Origin of the sequence: Ventrimonas sp. (assembly GCF_048380235.1) — a bacterium.
Taxonomy (GTDB): domain Bacteria; phylum Bacillota; class Clostridia; order Lachnospirales; family Lachnospiraceae; genus Brotaphodocola.
The window spans coordinates 25,693-43,989 of record NZ_DBFCCJ010000026.1 but is presented as its reverse complement, the minus strand read 5'-3'; the positions used below and the strand labels follow the sequence as shown (position 1 = coordinate 43,989).

Sequence of the window (18,297 nt, the reverse complement as noted above, 5' to 3'; positions counted from 1 at the left end):
AAAATTAATCTACCATGATATCATTGAAATGCTCGATATTGGCTTCCTTCTCATTTGCTGCCCAGTCAAAGTCATAATCAACTAATACCAGGTCATCCAGCTTCGCCATGCCATCGCCAACTTCCATATCGCTGCGAACCGGACGACGTCCCCAGTTCTGGCTCTGCTCAGTCTGGCATTCTTTTGAAGTAACAAAATCAATGAACAGCTTTGCGTTCTCTTCGTTCGGGCATCCCTTAACCAGTGCAACACCATCCGGAACTGCGCTGGTGCCGTCTTTCGGATATACAAATCCAACGGATGGATCGTCTGCGTATTTGATTGCGGATTTCTCAATGGTAATTCCTACATAGAACTCACCGTCAGCTACCATCTTGTGACACTTACCGGAAGAGTCAACGATCTTGCCATCCAGATTGTCATACAGCTTCTTGATGAAATCCCATCCGGCTTCCTTGCCGCCATGTCCAAGGATCATGGTGCACAGCTGGGTGTATGCGGAACCGGATTTAGACGGCAGACAGTAAGCAATTTTACCCTTCCACTCCGGCTTGGTTAAGTCTTCCCAGGACTCCGGAATGGTTAAACCATCTTTTTCAATTAAGTCTTTGTTATAGAAGATAACCATCGGAAGCGGGCTCTCGCCGATCCACAGGCCATCCGGGTCTTTGTATGCATCGCCGATAAATTCATCGTTTGCGCATACATACGGCTGGAAGTACTCCTTAAATGCTGCCAGTGAGTCTGCACCGCCGCCCCACAGTACGTCTGCGATCGGGTTTGCGGACTCTGCCGCGATTCGGTTGCAAAGCTCACCGGTTCCGGCTGCTACCACCTCAACCTTTACGTTCGGATATTTCTCCATGAACAGGTTTACACCTGCATTCAGCGGATCTGCGTCATGCGGGGAATATACGACTACACTGCCGGTATAATCTTCCGGAGCCTTCTCGGCCGTTTCCTCTTTGGAAGCTTCCTCTGCCTTAGATTCCTCTGCTTTTGTCTCTTCGGCCTTGGTCTCTGCCGGTGCTGCTGTTGTCTCTGCTGCCTTTCCGCCGCCGCATGCGGTCATACTCAGAGCCATAAGTGCCGCTAACGATGCTGCAAACCAACGTTTTTTCATAATACCTCTCTCCTTTTCACGTTCTTGCTAATGTCACGTTCTCCGGGAATGAAGCTGTGAGCGAATGAGAAGCTGTCATTTTCCCTTGTTGATGTATTTATTATATGATTATTTTGTGCATTTTTCCATTTGTATTTCTGACTTTTCTTTTGTAATTCTGAACTTTGTATAATCATTCTGCATTTCATTTCTTTCTTTTGTGCAATATTCGTTAATTCGCATTCCTACTCGCAGACACATACAGCCACAGCAAAAAGGACCTGCCCGCAGGCAGATCCTCTCTTATCATTCGCTCTGATTCTGTAATTGCTTTACACTTCATCCTTCCAGTGCAGCCGGTGCAGATGGCCTTCCATATTCATCTTCTCAAATCCGTTCTGGCGCAGTGCCTCATACAGCACGATCGCCACCGAATTGGAGAGGTTCAGGGAACGGATATCGCCCCACATGGGAATGCGCACACAGTTTTCCTTGTGCTCCACCAGAATTTCTTCCGGGATTCCGGCACTTTCCTTACCGAACATGATATAGCAGTCCGGCTCGTACTCAACCTCAGTGTAGGTTTTCGGCGCTTTGGTAGTAGCCATGTAGATCTTCGCCCCCGGATTGCGGTCCAGAAAATCCTGAAAGTCGGAATACACGGTAACATCCAGCTTATCCCAGTAGTCCAGTCCGGCACGCTTTACGGCCTTCTCATTCAGCTTAAAGCCCAGAGGCTCGATCAAGTGCAGACGGGTGTTGGTGGCCACACAGGTACGGCCGATATTTCCGGTATTCATCGGCATTTCCGGCTCAAATAATACAATGTTCATCTTTCTTACTCCGTTTTTCCGTCCAGACGGTCTACAAACCGTTTGATGCGGCTTAAGGCCTCCTTCAGACTCTTTAAGGAATAGGCATAGGATACGCGCAGGAATCCTTCTCCGCAGTCACCGAAGGCGGTTCCCGGTACAACTGCCACCTTTTCTTCCCGCAGCAGGCGGGTCGCAAACTCATCGGAGGTCATGCCAAACCGCTTGATGCTCGGGAACATATAGAACGCGCCCTGCGGCTCAAAGCAGTCCAGATGCATCTCCTCAAACGCATTGATCAGGAAACGGCGGCGCTGGTCATAGGACTCACGCATGTGCTGTACGTCTTCATCGCCATTGCGCAGCGCTTCCACTGCAGCGTACTGACTGGTGGTCGGTGCACACATGATGGCATACTGATGGATCTTCAGCATCTGTTTTAAGATCACTTCCGGCGCACAGGCATAGCCCAGACGCCATCCGGTCATGGCAAAAGCCTTGGAGAAACCATTGATCAGAACGGTGCGCTCCTTCATGCCCGGCAGAGATGCAATGGATACATGATCCTCTTTCGCATAGGTCAGCTCTGAGTAAATCTCATCTGAAATAACAAACAGATCTTTCTCAAGGATGATCTCAGCAATCTTCTCCAGATCTTCCCGCTCCATGATGGCACCGGTCGGGTTGTTTGGGAACGGCAGCACCAGAATTTTTGTCTTTGGGGTGATCTTTTCCAGTAATTTCTCCGGAGTTAAGCGGAAACGGTCTTTCTCCTCCAGCTCGATCGGCACAGGGACACCGTCTGCCAGCACACAGCACGGCGTGTAGGAAACGTAACTCGGCTGCGGGATCAGCACTTCATCTCCCGGGTCGATCATGGCACGCATAGCCGCATCAATGGCTTCGCTGCCACCCACGGTAACCATGATCTCATGGTCCGGGTCATAGCAGATATTGCAGCGGCGCTCCAGATAGTTGTGGATCTCAATCTTTAAGTCCTTTAAACCGGCGTTGGAGGTATAAAAGGTACGTCCCTTTTCCAGAGAGTAGATGCCCTCCTCACGAATGTGCCATGGCGTGTCAAAATCCGGCTCGCCTACACCAAGGGAAATCGCATCCTTCATCTCACTTACGATATCAAAAAATTTCCGGATCCCGGACGGCGGGATAGAAACGATCTTTTCATTTAATGGGTTTCTCACGGGGTAATCAGCATCCTTTCATCCTGGACCTCATCGCAGAGGACTGTTCCGTGGTCCTTATATTTTTTCAGTACAAAATGGGTTGCCGTGCTTAAAACAGAATCCAGCGGGGCCAGCTTGTCAGAAACAAACTGTGCTACCTGGCGCATGGTCTTGCCCTCGATAAATACGGTGAAGTCAAATGCACCGGACATTAAGTAAACGGCATTCACCTCGCTGTACTGGTAAATGCGCTCCGCGATCTTGTCAAAGCCCATGCCGCGCTGGGGAGTTACCTTTACCTCGATCAGCGCAACCACTTTTTCCTCACTGGTGTTGTCCCAGTTGATCAGGGTGTGATAACCACAGATAATATGCTCTTTCTCCATCTCGGCAATCTCATTGGCGACCGCGACTTCACTCTCCCCTAAAAGAATCGCCAGGTCATGGATATCGATTCTGCTGTTCTTTTCGATTACCGCCAAAATTTTCTCTCTCATTTTTTGATTGCCTCCTTGTATAGTTGTATATATGTGGAATCCCGATTTCTTCTTTTTACTTGAAAAAACCGGGAATCACTTTCGTTATTTCATCGGGCTGCGGGCGCTCCAGAAAGCCCCGTCCCTCCTGCACGATCATTTCCCGTGCAATGCCTTTGTTCACCCGGCCAATCACCTGGGCCGGAATATGTTTTTCTGCCAGTATACGGACAAGCTGCCCGCCGTTGTCTGCTGTGAGGAGCACGCATCCCCGGCTGTAAAGCCGGTAAGGATTTAACTCCAGCCGCTCGCAGACCTCCACGGTCTCCTGCCGCATGGGAATCTGGCGCAAATAAAATTTCACGCCGGTCTCATAAGCTCCGGTCAGATTCCAGATGGCGGTTAAAATGCCGCCCTCACCTGCCGGTTCCCATTCTGCCGCACCGCAGGAGCGCCAGAACTCCGGACTTACCGGGCAAAGCGGCGCAGCGTCTGCAATTTCTTCCATATATTCATCGGAAAACCAGCGGGACAGCTCTTCCTTTGCTGCCTCCGCCAGCTTTACCGTACCAGCGAGTCCCGCGTAGCCTGCCACAACCAGATCCTGTCCGGCCTGCAGAAGGCCCGTGTTCTCGCGCTCAATCTTTCGCATCATATCAATTCAAACCTTTCACAGCGGATTCCTGTACACGCAGACACATCTGACCGCTTTTGCTGCCGCACTTGTTCAAAAACGTGCGCTCTTTTACTGCTCCCCGGGACCCTCTGCCGCAGGAGCCGGCGCTGCGCCCGGTCCGCCGGAAGAGTTCTCTGACGGCTGGCTTGCTGCCCCCGGTCCTACCACCTGGCTCTGGGACGGCTGCGGTGCCGCAGTCTCTGCAGGTGCTGCCTGTTCCGGTGTGGTTTCTGACGACTGAGCCGGATTTTCTACTGCTGGTGGGACCTCCGGAGCGGCTGGTCCCACCAGAACAATGGCTTTCGATGGGTTGTATGTGTCGGTGTGCAGAATCGTTCGTTCTTTTTCTACACCATCTACCGTTACCACCTTCCACAGTCTGGATTTGTAACCGATATGCGCAGACTGGACCTTTTTCGTCTGCCCAGGCATTAAAGAATGATCTACCTTTTGCTGCGGTGCACCCGGATCTGTCTTGCTCAGGGTCTCGGAAATATACTCTACCTTGCGGTTCGCCGGTCGGGTTTCCTTGCCATAAATGGTAAAGGTCAGCGTCTTGCCTGCGGTAGTTCCCTCAATATAGATCGGGGTACTGTAATTATTGGTAATCTTGATATCTTTATAAGTACCGGCAATGGCCGCATCCATAGACGGCTTTACATACGTAACGATCATGGAATGGTTCTGCCGCTGGGTAATCTCCAGCTCTGCCGCCAGAGAAGCATCGTACAACGTTGTGGCAATCTGGCACACACCGCCGCCTACACTGTCCACGACCTGACCGTTCTCATAAGCCGCTGCCGTAAAGTACCCATTCTCAATGGTAAACGGATGCATGCACTCGTAACCGGATAAGGTCTCCCCCGGCATCAGCACATGGCCGTTGATCTTGGACACGCCGTTTGCAATGTTGCCGGAACGGGATGCCCCGCTGCTGGCATAAGCCGTGGTACAGGTCCCCAGCACATCGGAAATGGATTCCAGATCTGCTTTTTTGATGTTTGGCTCCTGCTCCGTCACAACGGCTTCCACGCTGACTGCACCGGTTTCTTTTCCCAATTCCTCATTCAGCTTTTCTATAGTTGCCTTTACATCCACCGCCATGCCGCTCTGCTCCGGTGTAATCTCGAATTTTCCATTCACACGGGTGATAACAGCATCCTGAGGCTCACCCGGAAGTCCGGAACACTGTTCCTCCACAAAGGTCTGAACCGCCGTTTCATCTACACCTGCATCCAGCGAAATATGCACCGGCTCCTTTTCCAGATCCTTGCGCTCCATGTACTGCCGGATCAGACAGCCGCCTGCGGCGTACTCCTCTGCTTCCTGCAGCGCATCTTCATTTTTGCAGGCGTAGCCCAGATCCTTCGCGGTAGTCTCCAGCCCGTTTCCTGCCACATCCAACGTCACGCTGCGCTCTTCCAGGCCAGAGATATAGGCGGCAAACTGTGTCTCAGCCTGTTCCTTTGTCAGTCCGCCAAGTGCAAACCCACCCGCATAGATGCCCTCCGGAAAGGTCTTCTCTTTCGCGTAGACCGGAAATGTAAACACACTTCCAAGTATTGCTGCAAAGGCCAGACCTCCCAGCACACTGCTCTTTTTCATAATCTTCTCCCTCTGTCTGCATTCTGCTGTAATGCTGCGTTCGTGCGCTTTGGCCGGTGTTCCGGTCACTTTACATCATAACAGATAATGCCATCGGTGCTACCATAGCCAGGATCAGGATTACAATTACAACACCCATGATCACACGGGCTTTTTTATTGTTATGCATGTTCATCATAATAAAATTCACCTCTTCTTAAATTCTAAAAATATTGCCCGCCGTTTATTTCTGCGGGCAGATTTCTGTTTTTTGTTATACTGAATTACCGGATTCTTCCGTACCGGGATATGATCTGATCGGTGATACGGGAGATCTCATTTCTGCTCAGGTAGTCAATCTGCACAGGTAAATCTATTTTATGATATTTTAGTAAATACCGCAAGTCCTCTTTTTGCTTTTTGGAGGCCGGCTGTTCCCGTTTTACCTTGTAGATCAGCGGCTTTGCGGCAAAGATTTCCGGAGCCTTTGCTCCGTGCTTTTCCAGCAGTTTCTGATAGAGCCGATGGGCATCCAACGCATCTCCCAACGCCCTGTGGGCACTCTCCTGAGTCAGCCCGTAAAAGGCACAGGCCGCGCCAAGACGCTTACTCTCCTCCGCAGGCATAAAACGGCGACAGATCGTCAGGGTATCAATACCATTTTTTTCAAATGACAGTCCCTGATTTACAGCAGCCCGTTTGACAAAACTATAATCAAAAATAATGCGATGGCCAAGCAGCGGAAGTTCTCCACAGAAAGCAAGAAATTCTTCAAGAATATCCACAATATCGGGGGCATCTTTCAACATATCCCAGGCAATGCCTGTCAGTTCCGTAATCCGCTCCTCCAGTTCCCTGTGTGGATTCAGCATGGTGTGAAACCGGCCGGTTTCCTGCCCGTTTTCCACGCGCACCGCTCCAATCTCAATGATTTTGTCCTGCTTCGGATTTAAGCCGGTAGTTTCCAGATCCAGGGCAATATAGCTGTTTATCATACATCTGTCCTCCCCAGCACCGTCACCTTCGCGTTATGGTTCAGCCGGTCTTTCTCCCGGTAATCAAACAGCAGAACCTCACCGGACCGCAGGACTTCTGCGTGTACCTGGGTTCCCAGAGTCCGCAGTTCCGGAACCATATGGCGGATTTCTTCTTTATAAGGAGCCTGCGCCAAAGCAAATGACGGCCGGCTCTTCGCATTTTCGCGCAGATACAGATCACACATCAGCGCATCCTCAAACATGCTCATCCGCTCCTGCTCCGCCCTCCTGCTGATCAGGTCGTGAAAGACCTCATAACGCGCCAGGCGGCTGTGGTTCAGACCAGTCAGATGCTGTTCATCATAATACCCGGCCATATACTCGTACATGGCAAATGCTCCGTCAAACTCCTGTTCAAACAGCTTTAATGTCCGCATAAACTGACGGCTGTTGTAATACACCTCCACCATATCCTCCACGCCCTTTAAGCGAAGCACATCACTGTATGGAAGCCACTTTGTGGACAGCACCTCATAGGGTGCCTTTCCCCGGTACTGCAGATCATAATCCGGCACCTTCTCATGCATATAGGAGCCTTTGAGAACCTTCAGAAATCCCAGCTGAAACTGCTCTGGCTCCATGGAATAGACATCGTTGAAGGATCGGCCAAAGGAGTCATAATCCTCAAAGGGCAGACCCGCGATCAGGTCCAGATGCTGATGCACATTTTTTCCGGCATTGATCCGCTCAACCACATAGCGCAGCCGGTCCAGATCCATCTTGCGCCGGATTGCCTTAATCGTATCCGGATTGGTACTCTGCACGCCAATCTCCAGCTGGATCAGCCCCGGCCGCATCCGGCTGATCAGGTCCAGCTCTTCCTCATCCAGAAGATCTGCCGTAATCTCAAAATGAAAGTTGGTGACACCGTTGTCATGCTCCAGAATATGCTTCCAGATTGCCATGGCATGACTCTTTTTCGCATTAAACGTACGGTCCACAAACTTAACCTGCGGCACCTTCTTTTCCAGGAAAAAGTCCAGTTCCGGAAGCACCAGCTTCAGATCCCGGAAACGAACAGACTTATCAATGGAGGAGAGACAGTAGCTGCAGGAAAACGGACATCCGCGGCTGCTTTCATAATAAACAATGCGGTTTTCAAATCCTTTTAAACTCGGATACAGAAACGGGATCCGGCTCATGTCCATGACCGGACGGACAGGCTGGTCGCAGAGTTTCCCATCCGCACCGTGATAGGTCAGGCCTGCCACCTGAGACATGCGGTACCAGAATTCCGCAGTGCATGCTTCATCCGGCGCTTCTGCTGCGGCATCCTTACCGCATGCAGAACCTGTCGGAGCACTTCTCCGCCCTAAACGCTGCATCTGCCGCACTGTGCATCCCAATGTCCGGTAGCAGTTTAAAAGGGCCGCGAACATCTCCTCGCCTTCGCCCTTCATGACACCGAATACCTCCGGCTCCCGGACAAGAAGCTGTGGCGCATCATAGGAAACCTCCGGGCCTCCAAGCCAGATATCCGTCTCCGGCAATACCTTGTGGATGTCCCGTACCAGATCCAGCACATAGGCAATGTTCCAGATATAGCAGGAAATTCCTACTATATCCGGCTTTCTCCGGTAAATATCTTCTAAAATCAGTTCCATCTGGTTATTGATGGTGTACTCTGCAATCTCTACAAAGGGTGCGCAAGGGAGACCATCCTCTCGCGGATCCTGGTCTCCCTGCACTGCTTCTGCCGCGCCCTGAGACTCGGCAAACATTTTTAAACTGTACACTCCCGGATTGGAGTGAATGTATTTGGCGTTGATCGCCGTCAGTAAAAACTTCATCTTATACGTCAATCTCTATCTTTCTTCCGGTCTGGTCGTACTGGTAATACCGCACGCCTGCCGCATTCAGCATGCGCTTGGATGCCCGCACGGACGGAGAATCCGGATATTTATCTTCCTTATAGATGATGGTCTTGATTCCAGCCTGAATGATAGCCTTTGCACACTCATTGCACGGGAAAAGAGTCACGTAAATCTTGCTGCCCTCCAAGCTTCCTCCCCGGTAATTTAAGATGGCGTTCAGCTCACTGTGGGTCACATACAGATATTTGGTGCTGTACGGATCGTCTGCTTCCTGCTCACGTCCCCACGGGAACTCATCATCGGAGCAACCCTTCGGGAACCCATTATATCCCATAGACATAATCTTGTTATCCTGACTGACAATGCAGGCTCCCACCTGGGTATTGGGGTCTTTGGAACGACGTCCGGACAGATCCGCCACACCCATAAAATATTCGTCCCAGGAAATATAATCCACACGTTTCTTGGAATTGCTCATCGTACGCTTCCTCCCGTTTCTTTCTCATTATCACAGTGCCCTGCTCCTGTCATCGCATCAGGGAATATCTCTTTTTCGCTTGTTCTATTCTCTGTCATCTCATACGTTCAGTATATGATAGCCTGCCGCTTTCGTCAGACGGTTCATGATAGCCTGCCCCAGATGATCCTTGGAAAAGCTTTCCGAATAAATGCAGTCCACATTCAGATCATCAAACTCCCTTAACACGGCGAACAGATTGTGGGCAATGGTCTCCTCCTTCGCGCGCAGTCCCACGCTGCGGACTTCACCCTGCGGATAACGCACTCTTGTCTCATCCGTGCATATCACACCAACCATTTTGCCTTCTGCAAGCTTCTCTTTTACCAGATTATTGATGACCTCCACTACTCTGTCCGTCTCACCCTCTACCAGCTGCAGGTCCGCATGAGGTGCATAGTGGCGGTACTTCATGCCCGGTGCCTTCGGCCGCAAGTCTGCGCTCGGCGGTGCCTGAATAGCCGGATCGATCTCTACTCTGCCTACAGTCTCCCGCAGCATCTCCATGGTGATGGCCCCCGGACGAAGCAGCGTCGGAACATCGCCGGAGACATCCACAATGGTGGATTCCACGCCGATTCCCACCGGACCGCCATCCAGGATCATCTCAATCTTGCCTTCCATATCCTGCCATACGTGCTGTGCCGTAGTCGGACTCGGTCTTCCGGAGGTATTGGCACTCGGTGCTGCCACCGGAACTCCCGCCAGCTTGATGAGCCGGTTTGCTACCGGGTCACTCGGCATGCGGACTGCCACCGTATCCAGGCCACCCGTGGTTCCATAAGGCACAATGTCACTCTTCGGAAATACCATGGTGAGCGGCCCCGGCCAGTATGCCTCTGCCAGCTTTCTTCCTGCTTCCGGAATGTAAGCCACCAGCGGTTTTAATTCCTCCAGGCAGGAAATATGCGCAATCAGCGGATTGTCTGACGGACGTCCCTTCGCCGCATAGATTTTCTTTGCCGCAGTCTCATCTAAGGCATTGGCTCCAAGCCCGTATACGGTCTCCGTTGGGAATGCAACCAGTCCGCCATCCCGCAGAATCTGCGCGGCCTCTGCCAGCTCCTCATTTTTGATCTGTTTTGTATCTTCTATTTTTATCAGTTTTGTATTCATGTTTCTACCTTCTTTGCAGCTGCGCTTATATCGGTATGTTCATTACCGTTCATGCATGCACAAATTGTAACGGATTCTGCCTTATCATAGCACAAGACGCCCCTTGGTGCAAGGCACACCGCGGGGCGTCAGAAAGGATTCTGCTATGCATTTATTTGATTGCTGTTCTTCACAGCCTTATGGTTTCCCACGCTGTGGATCAGAACGCTGACACGCTTGTAAACCAGAGATGTTACTACCGACACTACAACACCTTTCACCAGGTTAAACGGTCCCACGCAGAAGAATGCGAAGGTCCATACGCTTCCAACTGCCGGATTGATGGCTGCGCCTGCTGCCAGGATAGTCTCCATCGGCATAAAATTAGAGTAAAACGGAAGCATAACCAGTGCATTGGCTGCCACTCCGACTACAGCCATCAGAACCGTTCCAGTCACAAGGCCAGTCATGGCGCCCTTGCGGGTGTGGGAAATCTTATAGATCAGCCCTGCCGGAATGACCATGGCACAGGAAATGACCAGGTTCGCAAACTCACCCACAAAACCGGTGCTGGTCGGCTTTAATACCAGCTTGACCAGAATCTTTACTACCTCCATAATGGCGCCTGCCACCGGTCCCATGGCAAATGTTCCGATCAGCACCGGAACCTCGCTGACATCCAGCCCGTAAAAGCTCGGTGCCAGGAACGGAAGCGGGAACTCAAAAAGCATCAGCACGCCGGCAAGGGCACCAAACATTCCCATTAATACCACATTTTTCGTTGTAAGCAGTTTTTCTTTCATATCTTTTTCCTCCTGAAATAGATTGGTTAAGTTCATTATTCAGAGGAATCGTGTGAAACGCAAAAACCCCCGGATATCGCTATCCGGGGGAATCAGATCATTCATGCTGCTTTTACAAACCATAAGTTAAAAGCCTTCACACAATCTCTTCTCTCATCCAGACTATACTGTCGGTTTTGGAATCTCACCAAATCAGCTGCTTTACGCAGGTCGCGGACTGTAACCGCCGGTGGGGAATCTCACCCCGCCCCGAAGAACTTATCGTGCCTTAACTATAGTACAGTTTTCCATAAAAATCAAGAGGATTTCTTCTGATTCAGAAACTCCATAATTCCCACATGGATCGTCCAGGCCAGCCGGTCCTGGTACTCTCCGGAATTCAGATTTGCAGCCTCTTTCCAGTTCGACAAAAAACCGCATTCCACAATCACGATCGGCTGCTTTACATGCAGAAGAAGGTAATAGCTTCCGTTCGGCTTTGCCTTCCGGGTATTCTTTTCTCCCAAAACATAATCAAAGCGCCTCTGCAGAATCTCTGCAAGGCGCTTTCCTCTTTCGGATGTTTTGTAATAAAAAACCTGACCACCGGATACAGACTCCTGGTGGTAGCTGTTTTGATGAATGCTCACCACCAGATCTGGCTCTGCCTCCGCAATTTTTCCGCACCGGTTCTTCATATCTGCCATTTTTTTGCTGCTGTCTGTTTCTTCGTAAAGCCCACGGTCATCCTCCCTGGTCATGACCACCGTTACATCCGAAGCCTCCAGATAGGTTTTCAGGCGACGTGCGATCTGCAGATTGATCTCCTTTTCCAGACTTCCGTCCACGCCGATCTTTCCAGGATCATTTCCACCATGACCACTGTCCAGCACCACAACCGGACGACGCGCCCCTACTGCCACTGCCTGGCCGGACACCATCAGTCCTGCCTGCCGTGACACCAGAAATACCGCTATCAAAAGCATAACTGCCATCATAAATTCCGGCATTCTCCGGCGCTGCTCCTCCCGGCTTTCATTCTTTTCCGGCTGTTCGCTCCCGATCCATCCATCTTTGCTCACCTTACCCGCTCCATTTTCACTTTTCCTGTAAAATATATGATTCAGAGCCGTGAAAAAAACATAGTTTTTCCTTCATCGGGAAATATCAGCCAGCAAGGTCTAGTTAACCTCCAGACGATTATAATCTCTCTTACCATCTTCCAGAATATACCGGAAATATTCACCCTGCTGCGTTGCCATACCATCTTCCTGCCAGAGCTCATATGCTGGATCATTCCGCACAGGCTCCTGCACCTGATACGCCGTTCCTTGATAATAATGGAATTTCAGCAACGAATACAGCTGTGCCATCTGTTCACGTTCGCTGTCCGTAAGTTCCGGCACCTCATTCAGGGACGCAATTGCCTGATTATAAAAAACACGTCTCAGAAACGGGGTCTGGAACTGTTTGAAATTCAGGAGATCTTCTTCTGTGCACTGGTTCTTCTTCGCCCAGGCCTCTACATCCAGCGATCGAGTCCGGTACAGAAAGCTTCGATCATCCCGGTAAGTCAGGATGGCATACTTGCAGGACGGTGTTGCCAGTGAAGCCGTCACCATCTCCCAGATTCCCCGATTATCCTCCGAGCGTTTGCAGTGCTGCACATGCAGATGTCCGCTCAGAAACAATGCTACATCCCAGGTTTCCAGAAGATCTATAAACTGCTCGCTATGCTCAATCGTGCATTCATCCACATAGATTTCGCTCTCATCCAGCAGATTGTGATGGGCAACAGGGATAATTTCCACCCCCGCATCCCAGGCAGCTTCCAGCTGCTGTTCCACCCACTCATAGGTTGCCTCAGAGATAGCTCCGCCCACCTTGTTTACCGGACTATACTGGCAGCTGTCAATCATCAGAATCCAGGTATTTTCATCCAGTTCATACAGATAGCTTAAACTGTTTGGATCCTCACTCGCCGCTTCATCATAGCCAAACGCCCGGTAAATCTGACGGAATTCCGCCGGAGTCGTATATTCTGCAGGAAGCCGTTCTTCTCCCTTATAGCGTGCTGCCTGATGATTGTTGATATCGTGATTGCCGGGAATCACCAGTACCGGAATTCCATGATTCTCCACCCGGTGGAGTTTTTCTGCCAGATCTTTATGGCTGGCTTTCTCCCCATTGAGCGTCAGATCCCCGCTTAACACCAGAGCATCCGGATGCTGCTTTACTACTTCATCCAGAAACGCATCCGTAATCTGATCAATGTAAGTGACTATCTTACCATCCCCATACTCCACCATCTCCTGAAAGCGAGGTCCGCCATCGGTCAGTGAATCTGAAAAATAATGGATATCAGTCGCCAGCATGATATTTTCTATCCATTCTGCATCCGTACTGCTGTCAGTTGTTTGCTCTTCCTCAGTCTCTGTACTGCTATCCGCTGTTTTGTCTTCCTCAGTCTCTGTACTGACCGCTTCCTGCTGCGTCTCCGATTCCGTCTGGCTTTCCTGTGAAATTGCCGTAGCATCTGCCGGATCACTCTTCTGATGTCCGCAGCCAATGAGCACCACCGCTGCTGCCAAAACAGGCAGAATGGCAGAAAGCGTCTGCCTTCTGCCATCAAAATCCTTTTTCATATTCCTCACCCTTTCCAAACCATCCCGCCATCGATCATCACGGAAGCTTCACGGTATCCCAGATTTCTGCCGATTCCATCCCAAGCCGCCAGCAGGCCACACCCGCCAGACCGTTGTCCCGGATCAGCTGCATTTTCAATGCCAGAGATCGTTCCTCTTCCATCCAGATTTCGTAGTTTACGCCATCTTTCTCCAATTCTCCGTAATACTGGCCAAGATCGTCCTGCCAGTACAGCTCTACCTGGTTCGTCTCCACCCACGCTTTGGCACCGGATATGCCTACTGCCTGAGAACTGGTTCCGGAAGCATCTTCTTTCCAGATTCGTGTGTAAAACGGAATTGCGCTGATGATTTTTTCCTTCGGAACCTGCTTTAACAAATCGGCGATTCCCTGCCGCTCGTAGCCAATGGAAGCAACCGAACCGGCTTCTCCACCAGCATAATGTTCATCGTAGCCCATCATCACCACATAATCGGCAACACGGCCCTGCTCTGCCCAGTTATAAAATGCAGAGTATGACGCCGGCACATAGGAATCGATAGAAAGAACAAGCCCTTCCTTCCGGCAATCCACGGATAATTCCCGGATAAACTGCACATAATGCGGACCGGCTGATGCTTTGATTCCTTCTATATCCAGATTAATACCGTCGACTCCATAGGTCTTTGCATCCTGCATCAGGGAAGTGATCAGTTTTTTTCTGGCTGCCGTGCTGGCAAACAGGATTTCCGACTGCACCTCATCTCCCTTATTGAAATTATCCAGCACGGCCCATACCTGAACACCCATGGCATGTGCCTGATCCACATAATTCCGGTCTGCCAGAGATTCGTAGTTACCGTTATTATCCGTCAGCATAAACCAGGTAGGCGCAATAACATTTACTCCCTTGGTATTGTCCATAAGAGTTTTCATCGCCTGATTGGCAGAAAGATTGGTTACCTGATGCCATACCAGAACCACCGGCTCATCCATGGAAATATTGGTATATTTCGGTTCTGCAAACGTGCTGACCAGTGTCCGCTGCTCCATTTCCTTCAGACGGCGGTTCGGAAGATAACCTACCTGTCCATCCTCTGTACGCACCCGGCTCCAGTTTTCCAGCTGTTCCAGAACGATCACTTCTGAATCAGCCGGCACCTCTGTAATGACTGCACTTTTCACACCGCCCCGCACCCGGAGGGCACTGTTCTTCTTCACATCTGCCAGCTGCTGCGGATCCCATGAGGTATCTACAAACACACGCCGCACACTGTCCGTGTCAAATGTTTCGATCCGCACATTCGTGTACGCAGTCACCAGACTGGTGAGCAGCCATACCGTCCCATCCTGCTGCTCCAGCAGCGGCTTTCCGCTGTTTCCCACAGTTTCCGCATTCGCGTATACAATCTGATCTGGCAGTGTATAGATCAGCTGGCTGTTTTCTTCATCCCAGTAAAATTTCTCATTCACCGCCTTATTTACCCAGTCAAGCGGCAGATAGGTCTGTCCGTCTATATAACGTCCCTGAACTCCTTCTACCCGTTCACTGTTAAAAAAGACAGCCGTCTCATCCCCGCTGGCCTGATACCATTCCTTCTGATCCACATGCTCTTTTGACGGTTTGTACTTGCGGTATAAGATAAATCCTGCTGCCGCTCCCACGACAAGCATGATCGTCAATATCACTGTCAGTACTGTTGCCAGAAATCTTTTCATCCGCCGTATCTCCTTACCGGTATTCTTATCTCACATCTGAGTCATATTATACCACAGATCCGATACGACTTCTCTTAAATTTTCCTGATCTTTCTCTTTACCCGGGCTGAATCGGGGATTCTCTTTTCTGATCAGAAATTTTCGCTGTTACTGGTGATACACGATATCAAAATGGATTTCTTTTAACCGTTTGGCTTTCATATAATCTTCCTCTTCTTCATTCACCTCCCCTTTAGCCGTATTTTCCTGTGGAATGTCCTCCAGAATATAGTCGCCCATATAAAAGCTTCCATCCTCGCGAACCTCAAACAGTTTTCCCCACGTTTCTTCACAGGCATCTTTTCCATCGATCAACACACGAATTCCCCGTTTCTGATACCGCTTTAAACCTTCCACATAAATCTGGCTGCCTTTGTTGTTTTCATACACTCCCGATACATTTGTTAACATATGGCCCCCTATTGCTGACAGCTCCGCCGCTTAGAAGGTATTGTCGTGACACATTATTCCCACTAAATACTGCTGCCGCAAAGCTGTCCGCTTTCTTCGTTTTTGCTTTGTAAATTCTTACTGTACAGTAACCGTTTTGCTGATCCGCTCCGTTATTTTGCAAACAGCAGCGTCTCAAAACATAGAATTTCCTCCTGTGTAATGCGGAATGCATCTACTGAAGCCGGAATTCTTTGAAGCCGGCAGCGAAACATCGATTCTATCTCCTTTCTGGTATCTTCTCCGCCCGCAACGACGGCCATTCTCCAGCTCTTATCTCTTCGCTCTGTCTGCTCCAAAATTTCCAGAAATGCTTCCACTTTCCACTCGCTCAGAGAGCCCACCAGAATTTTCCTGTCACAGCGTGCACATTCGTACAGGTTTTCCTCCGTTGCTTCTCCATAATCCATGATGATGTAATGATAATCACGGCTCAGGCAATGGGACAGTACGGCCAGATCCGCCATTTTGTAATAATCCACTTCCATAATGCGAAACCTGTCGCTTTTATTTCGGCTCCGCTCCGTCTTCTTCTGTCCCTCTCCCTCTCTCCTGCCATTTTTTCCGGCAAACCGCTCCAATATCTGAAAATCATCATGACTGTTCCATTCCAGCAATGCTGTCTTCTTACGTTTTACGCCTGTCAGATAATTTGCCAGCGCAACTGCCAGATGGCTGGTCCCTACACCACGCCCGCAGCCCATCACACCAATTGTCCGGATTCCAGTTCCCGGCAGCGTTACCAGAACCGTTTTATTCTTTCCAAAAACAAACTTCGTACGATTCCTCCCTTCTGCCCAAACCATTGATTCCAGATGGCCCGGTACACTCGGTCTGATGCCCGGCTGCCCCAAAACGGATCCGCAAAATACGGCATCCGTAGTCCGCCTGCATACCGCTGCTTCTGATAAAAAGACAGTCTGGCACAAAACTGATTATAAATCACAGTCAGTCCCTGTACCGATCTGCCAAGCTGCACTGCCGTCTCGGAGTCTTCCCACTCCCATGGTTTGCCTCCGCACACAAGCAGATAGCCGTCTGCATCCACCTGCTGCACCAGATCCGGATCCGCTCCGCAGTCCAGGATCCTTATCTGATATCCGGCAGGCATTAATTTCACAGCCTCACCATAACGCGGAAGCATAGGGATATTCCGGATATGAAATATCCCATATATATCTGCCTGACTTTTTCTGCTTTCTGCCAGCTGACGCACCGCACCAGATTCATTGAGTTCTTCATAAACTACTGACATCCCGCACTTTTGTAAATATGCGGTCAGTCCCATAGCAATGTGGGTCGTTCCCACGCCATGACGACTTCCCGCTACGGTAATCACCAGAGACTCTTCCATCCTCCTCGCACCATACCGGTATGCTGTGCAGTCCGATTGGTCCCAAAGTTTTTGTAGTTCCTGCTCCAGGTCCAGAGCTGACTGATACCGTCTGCTCTTTTCTGTATGCAGGCATTTACGGATCACGCGCATCAGGCGGCGTTCGGTCACACCTGATAATTTCACCTGTTCCGGCCGGATCATTTCTCCAGGGAAATGTCCAGTCAGCATGTAATAGAGGACAGCACCAATGGCATAGATATCTGTTCTTCCATCTAAAACATCTCCCGAATACTGCTCCGGCGCCGCACAGCCAATAGTCCCGTAACGTTCTTCCATGCGCTCCACTTCGTCCGCATAAACTGCATGATCAAAATCGATCAACTTGATTGTGTTGTTATAAAGTAAAAGATTTTTGGGTTGTAAATCAAGATATAAAACAGGGGTAGGCATTGTTGAATGCATGATATGTACCAGATGGCAAATCTGAATCCCATAATGGATCGTCATCACCGATGAACAATGCCCTGACTCTGAAACCAGGGCATATAAAGAATCTCCTTCGAGATACTCTTCAATCAGGTAGCTGTACTGATCATCTTCCGCCAGGTCATATACGATTGGAATGCCCTGGTCGCGAATCCCCTTCAGTATCAGCGCTTCTTTTCTAAACAGTTCATAATCGACAAAGGTCTTTGGCACCCGCTTGATGGCACGATATTCGTCCAGTTCCATATGTTTTGCCAAAAATACGGTACCGCTCCTGCCGCAGCCCAGTACCCGGCACAACCGGTACTTTCCGAATAAAATGGTGTCCGCTTTTTACACCTCCTTCTCATCTCTCGTCTCTGTGATTTCATTTTAATTCGAATAACGAAATATGGCAAGACAATCAACCATCAAGGTTCGACAAAATTCGCCAGACCGTTTTTTGTCCTCTTTTCTTAACATTTCCTAAAATTTTCACATAGGAATTGATATTTCCCCGTATCATATACTATAATTAAAGTAGGAAATTAGATTCTTTTTTCTGTTTCCCTATATTTCAGATT

17 protein-coding genes and 1 riboswitch are annotated in these 18,297 nt (G+C 49.9%); all 17 genes read right to left on the bottom strand.

What is annotated here, in order from left to right; genetic code table 11:
• Positions 1 to 4 precede the first annotated feature (4 nt).
• Complete coding sequence (locus ACMP1L_RS04615; protein ID WP_118731993.1) at positions 5 to 1,123, bottom strand: ABC transporter substrate-binding protein; 1,119 nt, start codon at positions 1,121 to 1,123, stop codon at positions 5 to 7.
• Between the two features lie 311 nt (positions 1,124 to 1,434).
• Entirely contained in the window at positions 1,435 to 1,935 is a 501-nt protein-coding gene (locus ACMP1L_RS04610; RefSeq protein ID WP_118531139.1) for a tRNA (cytidine(34)-2'-O)-methyltransferase, read from the bottom strand.
• A 5-nt stretch (positions 1,936 to 1,940) separates the two neighbouring features.
• Positions 1,941 to 3,116: an aminotransferase class I/II-fold pyridoxal phosphate-dependent enzyme gene (locus ACMP1L_RS04605; protein WP_177304674.1), complete on the bottom strand. Its 1,176-nt coding sequence runs from the start codon at positions 3,114 to 3,116 to the stop codon at positions 1,941 to 1,943.
• Positions 3,113 to 3,595 carry an Lrp/AsnC family transcriptional regulator gene (locus tag ACMP1L_RS04600; RefSeq protein ID WP_118531135.1) on the bottom strand — a complete coding sequence of 161 codons (483 nt, stop codon included), beginning with the start codon at positions 3,593 to 3,595 and terminating at the stop codon, positions 3,113 to 3,115. Before ACMP1L_RS04600 ends, ACMP1L_RS04605 begins: the two co-directional genes overlap by 4 nt.
• A gap of 55 nt (positions 3,596 to 3,650) precedes the next feature.
• On the bottom strand, positions 3,651 to 4,229 hold the full coding sequence (locus ACMP1L_RS04595; RefSeq protein WP_418452145.1) for an AIR synthase-related protein: 579 nt from the start codon (positions 4,227 to 4,229) through the stop codon (positions 3,651 to 3,653).
• A gap of 90 nt (positions 4,230 to 4,319) precedes the next feature.
• Positions 4,320 to 5,855 carry a VanW family protein gene (locus ACMP1L_RS04590; protein WP_418452144.1) on the bottom strand — a complete coding sequence of 512 codons (1,536 nt, stop codon included), beginning with the start codon at positions 5,853 to 5,855 and terminating at the stop codon, positions 4,320 to 4,322.
• 263 nt (positions 5,856 to 6,118) lie between these two features.
• Positions 6,119 to 6,829: a 3'-5' exonuclease gene (locus tag ACMP1L_RS04585; RefSeq protein WP_418452143.1), complete on the bottom strand. Its 711-nt coding sequence runs from the start codon at positions 6,827 to 6,829 to the stop codon at positions 6,119 to 6,121.
• Positions 6,826 to 8,661, bottom strand: coding sequence for a B12-binding domain-containing radical SAM protein (locus tag ACMP1L_RS04580; protein ID WP_418452141.1), 1,836 nt, complete (start codon positions 8,659 to 8,661; stop codon positions 6,826 to 6,828). The genes ACMP1L_RS04585 and ACMP1L_RS04580 overlap by 4 nt, the downstream gene beginning before the upstream one ends.
• 1 nt (position 8,662) lies before the next feature.
• A complete protein-coding gene (locus ACMP1L_RS04575) occupies positions 8,663 to 9,163 on the bottom strand; it encodes a deoxycytidylate deaminase (protein ID WP_118731998.1) in 501 nt (166 codons plus the stop codon).
• Between the two features lie 99 nt (positions 9,164 to 9,262).
• The gene (locus ACMP1L_RS04570) at positions 9,263 to 10,318 is read right to left on the bottom strand and encodes an L-threonylcarbamoyladenylate synthase (RefSeq protein WP_418452139.1); all 1,056 of its coding nucleotides are present in this window, start codon (positions 10,316 to 10,318) and stop codon (positions 9,263 to 9,265) included.
• A gap of 143 nt (positions 10,319 to 10,461) precedes the next feature.
• Positions 10,462 to 11,100: an ECF transporter S component gene (locus ACMP1L_RS04565; protein ID WP_418452137.1), complete on the bottom strand. Its 639-nt coding sequence runs from the start codon at positions 11,098 to 11,100 to the stop codon at positions 10,462 to 10,464.
• 141 nt (positions 11,101 to 11,241) lie between these two features.
• A riboswitch (FMN riboswitch) is annotated at positions 11,242 to 11,361 on the bottom strand.
• Positions 11,362 to 11,396: 35 nt separating this feature from the next.
• Positions 11,397 to 12,089, bottom strand: a complete 693-nt coding sequence (locus tag ACMP1L_RS04560) for an N-acetylmuramoyl-L-alanine amidase (RefSeq protein WP_475544515.1) — start codon at positions 12,087 to 12,089, stop codon at positions 11,397 to 11,399.
• A 171-nt stretch (positions 12,090 to 12,260) separates the two neighbouring features.
• The gene (locus ACMP1L_RS04555; RefSeq protein ID WP_418452135.1) at positions 12,261 to 13,724 is read right to left on the bottom strand and encodes a metallophosphoesterase; all 1,464 of its coding nucleotides are present in this window, start codon (positions 13,722 to 13,724) and stop codon (positions 12,261 to 12,263) included.
• A 37-nt stretch (positions 13,725 to 13,761) separates the two neighbouring features.
• Positions 13,762 to 15,423 (bottom strand): glycosyl hydrolase family 18 protein, encoded by a 1,662-nt coding sequence (locus tag ACMP1L_RS04550; protein ID WP_177304669.1) that lies wholly within the window; start codon positions 15,421 to 15,423, stop codon positions 13,762 to 13,764.
• A gap of 147 nt (positions 15,424 to 15,570) precedes the next feature.
• Positions 15,571 to 15,873: a hypothetical protein gene (locus tag ACMP1L_RS04545; protein ID WP_243025524.1), complete on the bottom strand. Its 303-nt coding sequence runs from the start codon at positions 15,871 to 15,873 to the stop codon at positions 15,571 to 15,573.
• A 152-nt stretch (positions 15,874 to 16,025) separates the two neighbouring features.
• Complete coding sequence (locus tag ACMP1L_RS04540; protein ID WP_418452134.1) at positions 16,026 to 16,718, bottom strand: hypothetical protein; 693 nt, start codon at positions 16,716 to 16,718, stop codon at positions 16,026 to 16,028.
• Entirely contained in the window at positions 16,652 to 18,034 is a 1,383-nt protein-coding gene (locus ACMP1L_RS04535; RefSeq protein ID WP_177304667.1) for a serine/threonine protein kinase, read from the bottom strand. The genes ACMP1L_RS04540 and ACMP1L_RS04535 overlap by 67 nt, the downstream gene beginning before the upstream one ends.
• Positions 18,035 to 18,297: the final 263 nt, after the last annotated feature.

What these genes read in the sequence shown, in the direction of transcription:
- ACMP1L_RS04615 (WP_118731993.1), bottom strand. Translation starts at nt 1,123, where the DNA reads ATGAAAAAACGTTGGTTTGCAGCATCGTTAGCGGCACTTATGGCTCTG.
- ACMP1L_RS04610 (WP_118531139.1), bottom strand. Translation starts at nt 1,935, where the DNA reads ATGAACATTGTATTATTTGAGCCGGAAATGCCGATGAATACCGGAAAT.
- ACMP1L_RS04600 (WP_118531135.1), bottom strand. Translation starts at nt 3,595, where the DNA reads ATGAGAGAGAAAATTTTGGCGGTAATCGAAAAGAACAGCAGAATCGAT.
- ACMP1L_RS04595 (WP_418452145.1), bottom strand. Translation starts at nt 4,229, where the DNA reads ATGATGCGAAAGATTGAGCGCGAGAACACGGGCCTTCTGCAGGCCGGA.
- ACMP1L_RS04590 (WP_418452144.1), bottom strand. Translation starts at nt 5,855, where the DNA reads ATGAAAAAGAGCAGTGTGCTGGGAGGTCTGGCCTTTGCAGCAATACTT.
- ACMP1L_RS04585 (WP_418452143.1), bottom strand. Translation starts at nt 6,829, where the DNA reads ATGATAAACAGCTATATTGCCCTGGATCTGGAAACTACCGGCTTAAAT.
- ACMP1L_RS04580 (WP_418452141.1), bottom strand. Translation starts at nt 8,661, where the DNA reads ATGAAGTTTTTACTGACGGCGATCAACGCCAAATACATTCACTCCAAT.
- ACMP1L_RS04575 (WP_118731998.1), bottom strand. Translation starts at nt 9,163, where the DNA reads ATGAGCAATTCCAAGAAACGTGTGGATTATATTTCCTGGGACGAATAT.
- ACMP1L_RS04570 (WP_418452139.1), bottom strand. Translation starts at nt 10,318, where the DNA reads ATGAATACAAAACTGATAAAAATAGAAGATACAAAACAGATCAAAAAT.
- ACMP1L_RS04565 (WP_418452137.1), bottom strand. Translation starts at nt 11,100, where the DNA reads ATGAAAGAAAAACTGCTTACAACGAAAAATGTGGTATTAATGGGAATG.
- ACMP1L_RS04560 (WP_475544515.1), bottom strand. Translation starts at nt 12,089, where the DNA reads ATGCCGGAATTTATGATGGCAGTTATGCTTTTGATAGCGGTATTTCTG.
- ACMP1L_RS04555 (WP_418452135.1), bottom strand. Translation starts at nt 13,724, where the DNA reads ATGAAAAAGGATTTTGATGGCAGAAGGCAGACGCTTTCTGCCATTCTG.
- ACMP1L_RS04550 (WP_177304669.1), bottom strand. Translation starts at nt 15,423, where the DNA reads ATGAAAAGATTTCTGGCAACAGTACTGACAGTGATATTGACGATCATG.
- ACMP1L_RS04545 (WP_243025524.1), bottom strand. Translation starts at nt 15,873, where the DNA reads ATGTTAACAAATGTATCGGGAGTGTATGAAAACAACAAAGGCAGCCAG.
- ACMP1L_RS04540 (WP_418452134.1), bottom strand. Translation starts at nt 16,718, where the DNA reads ATGGTTTGGGCAGAAGGGAGGAATCGTACGAAGTTTGTTTTTGGAAAG.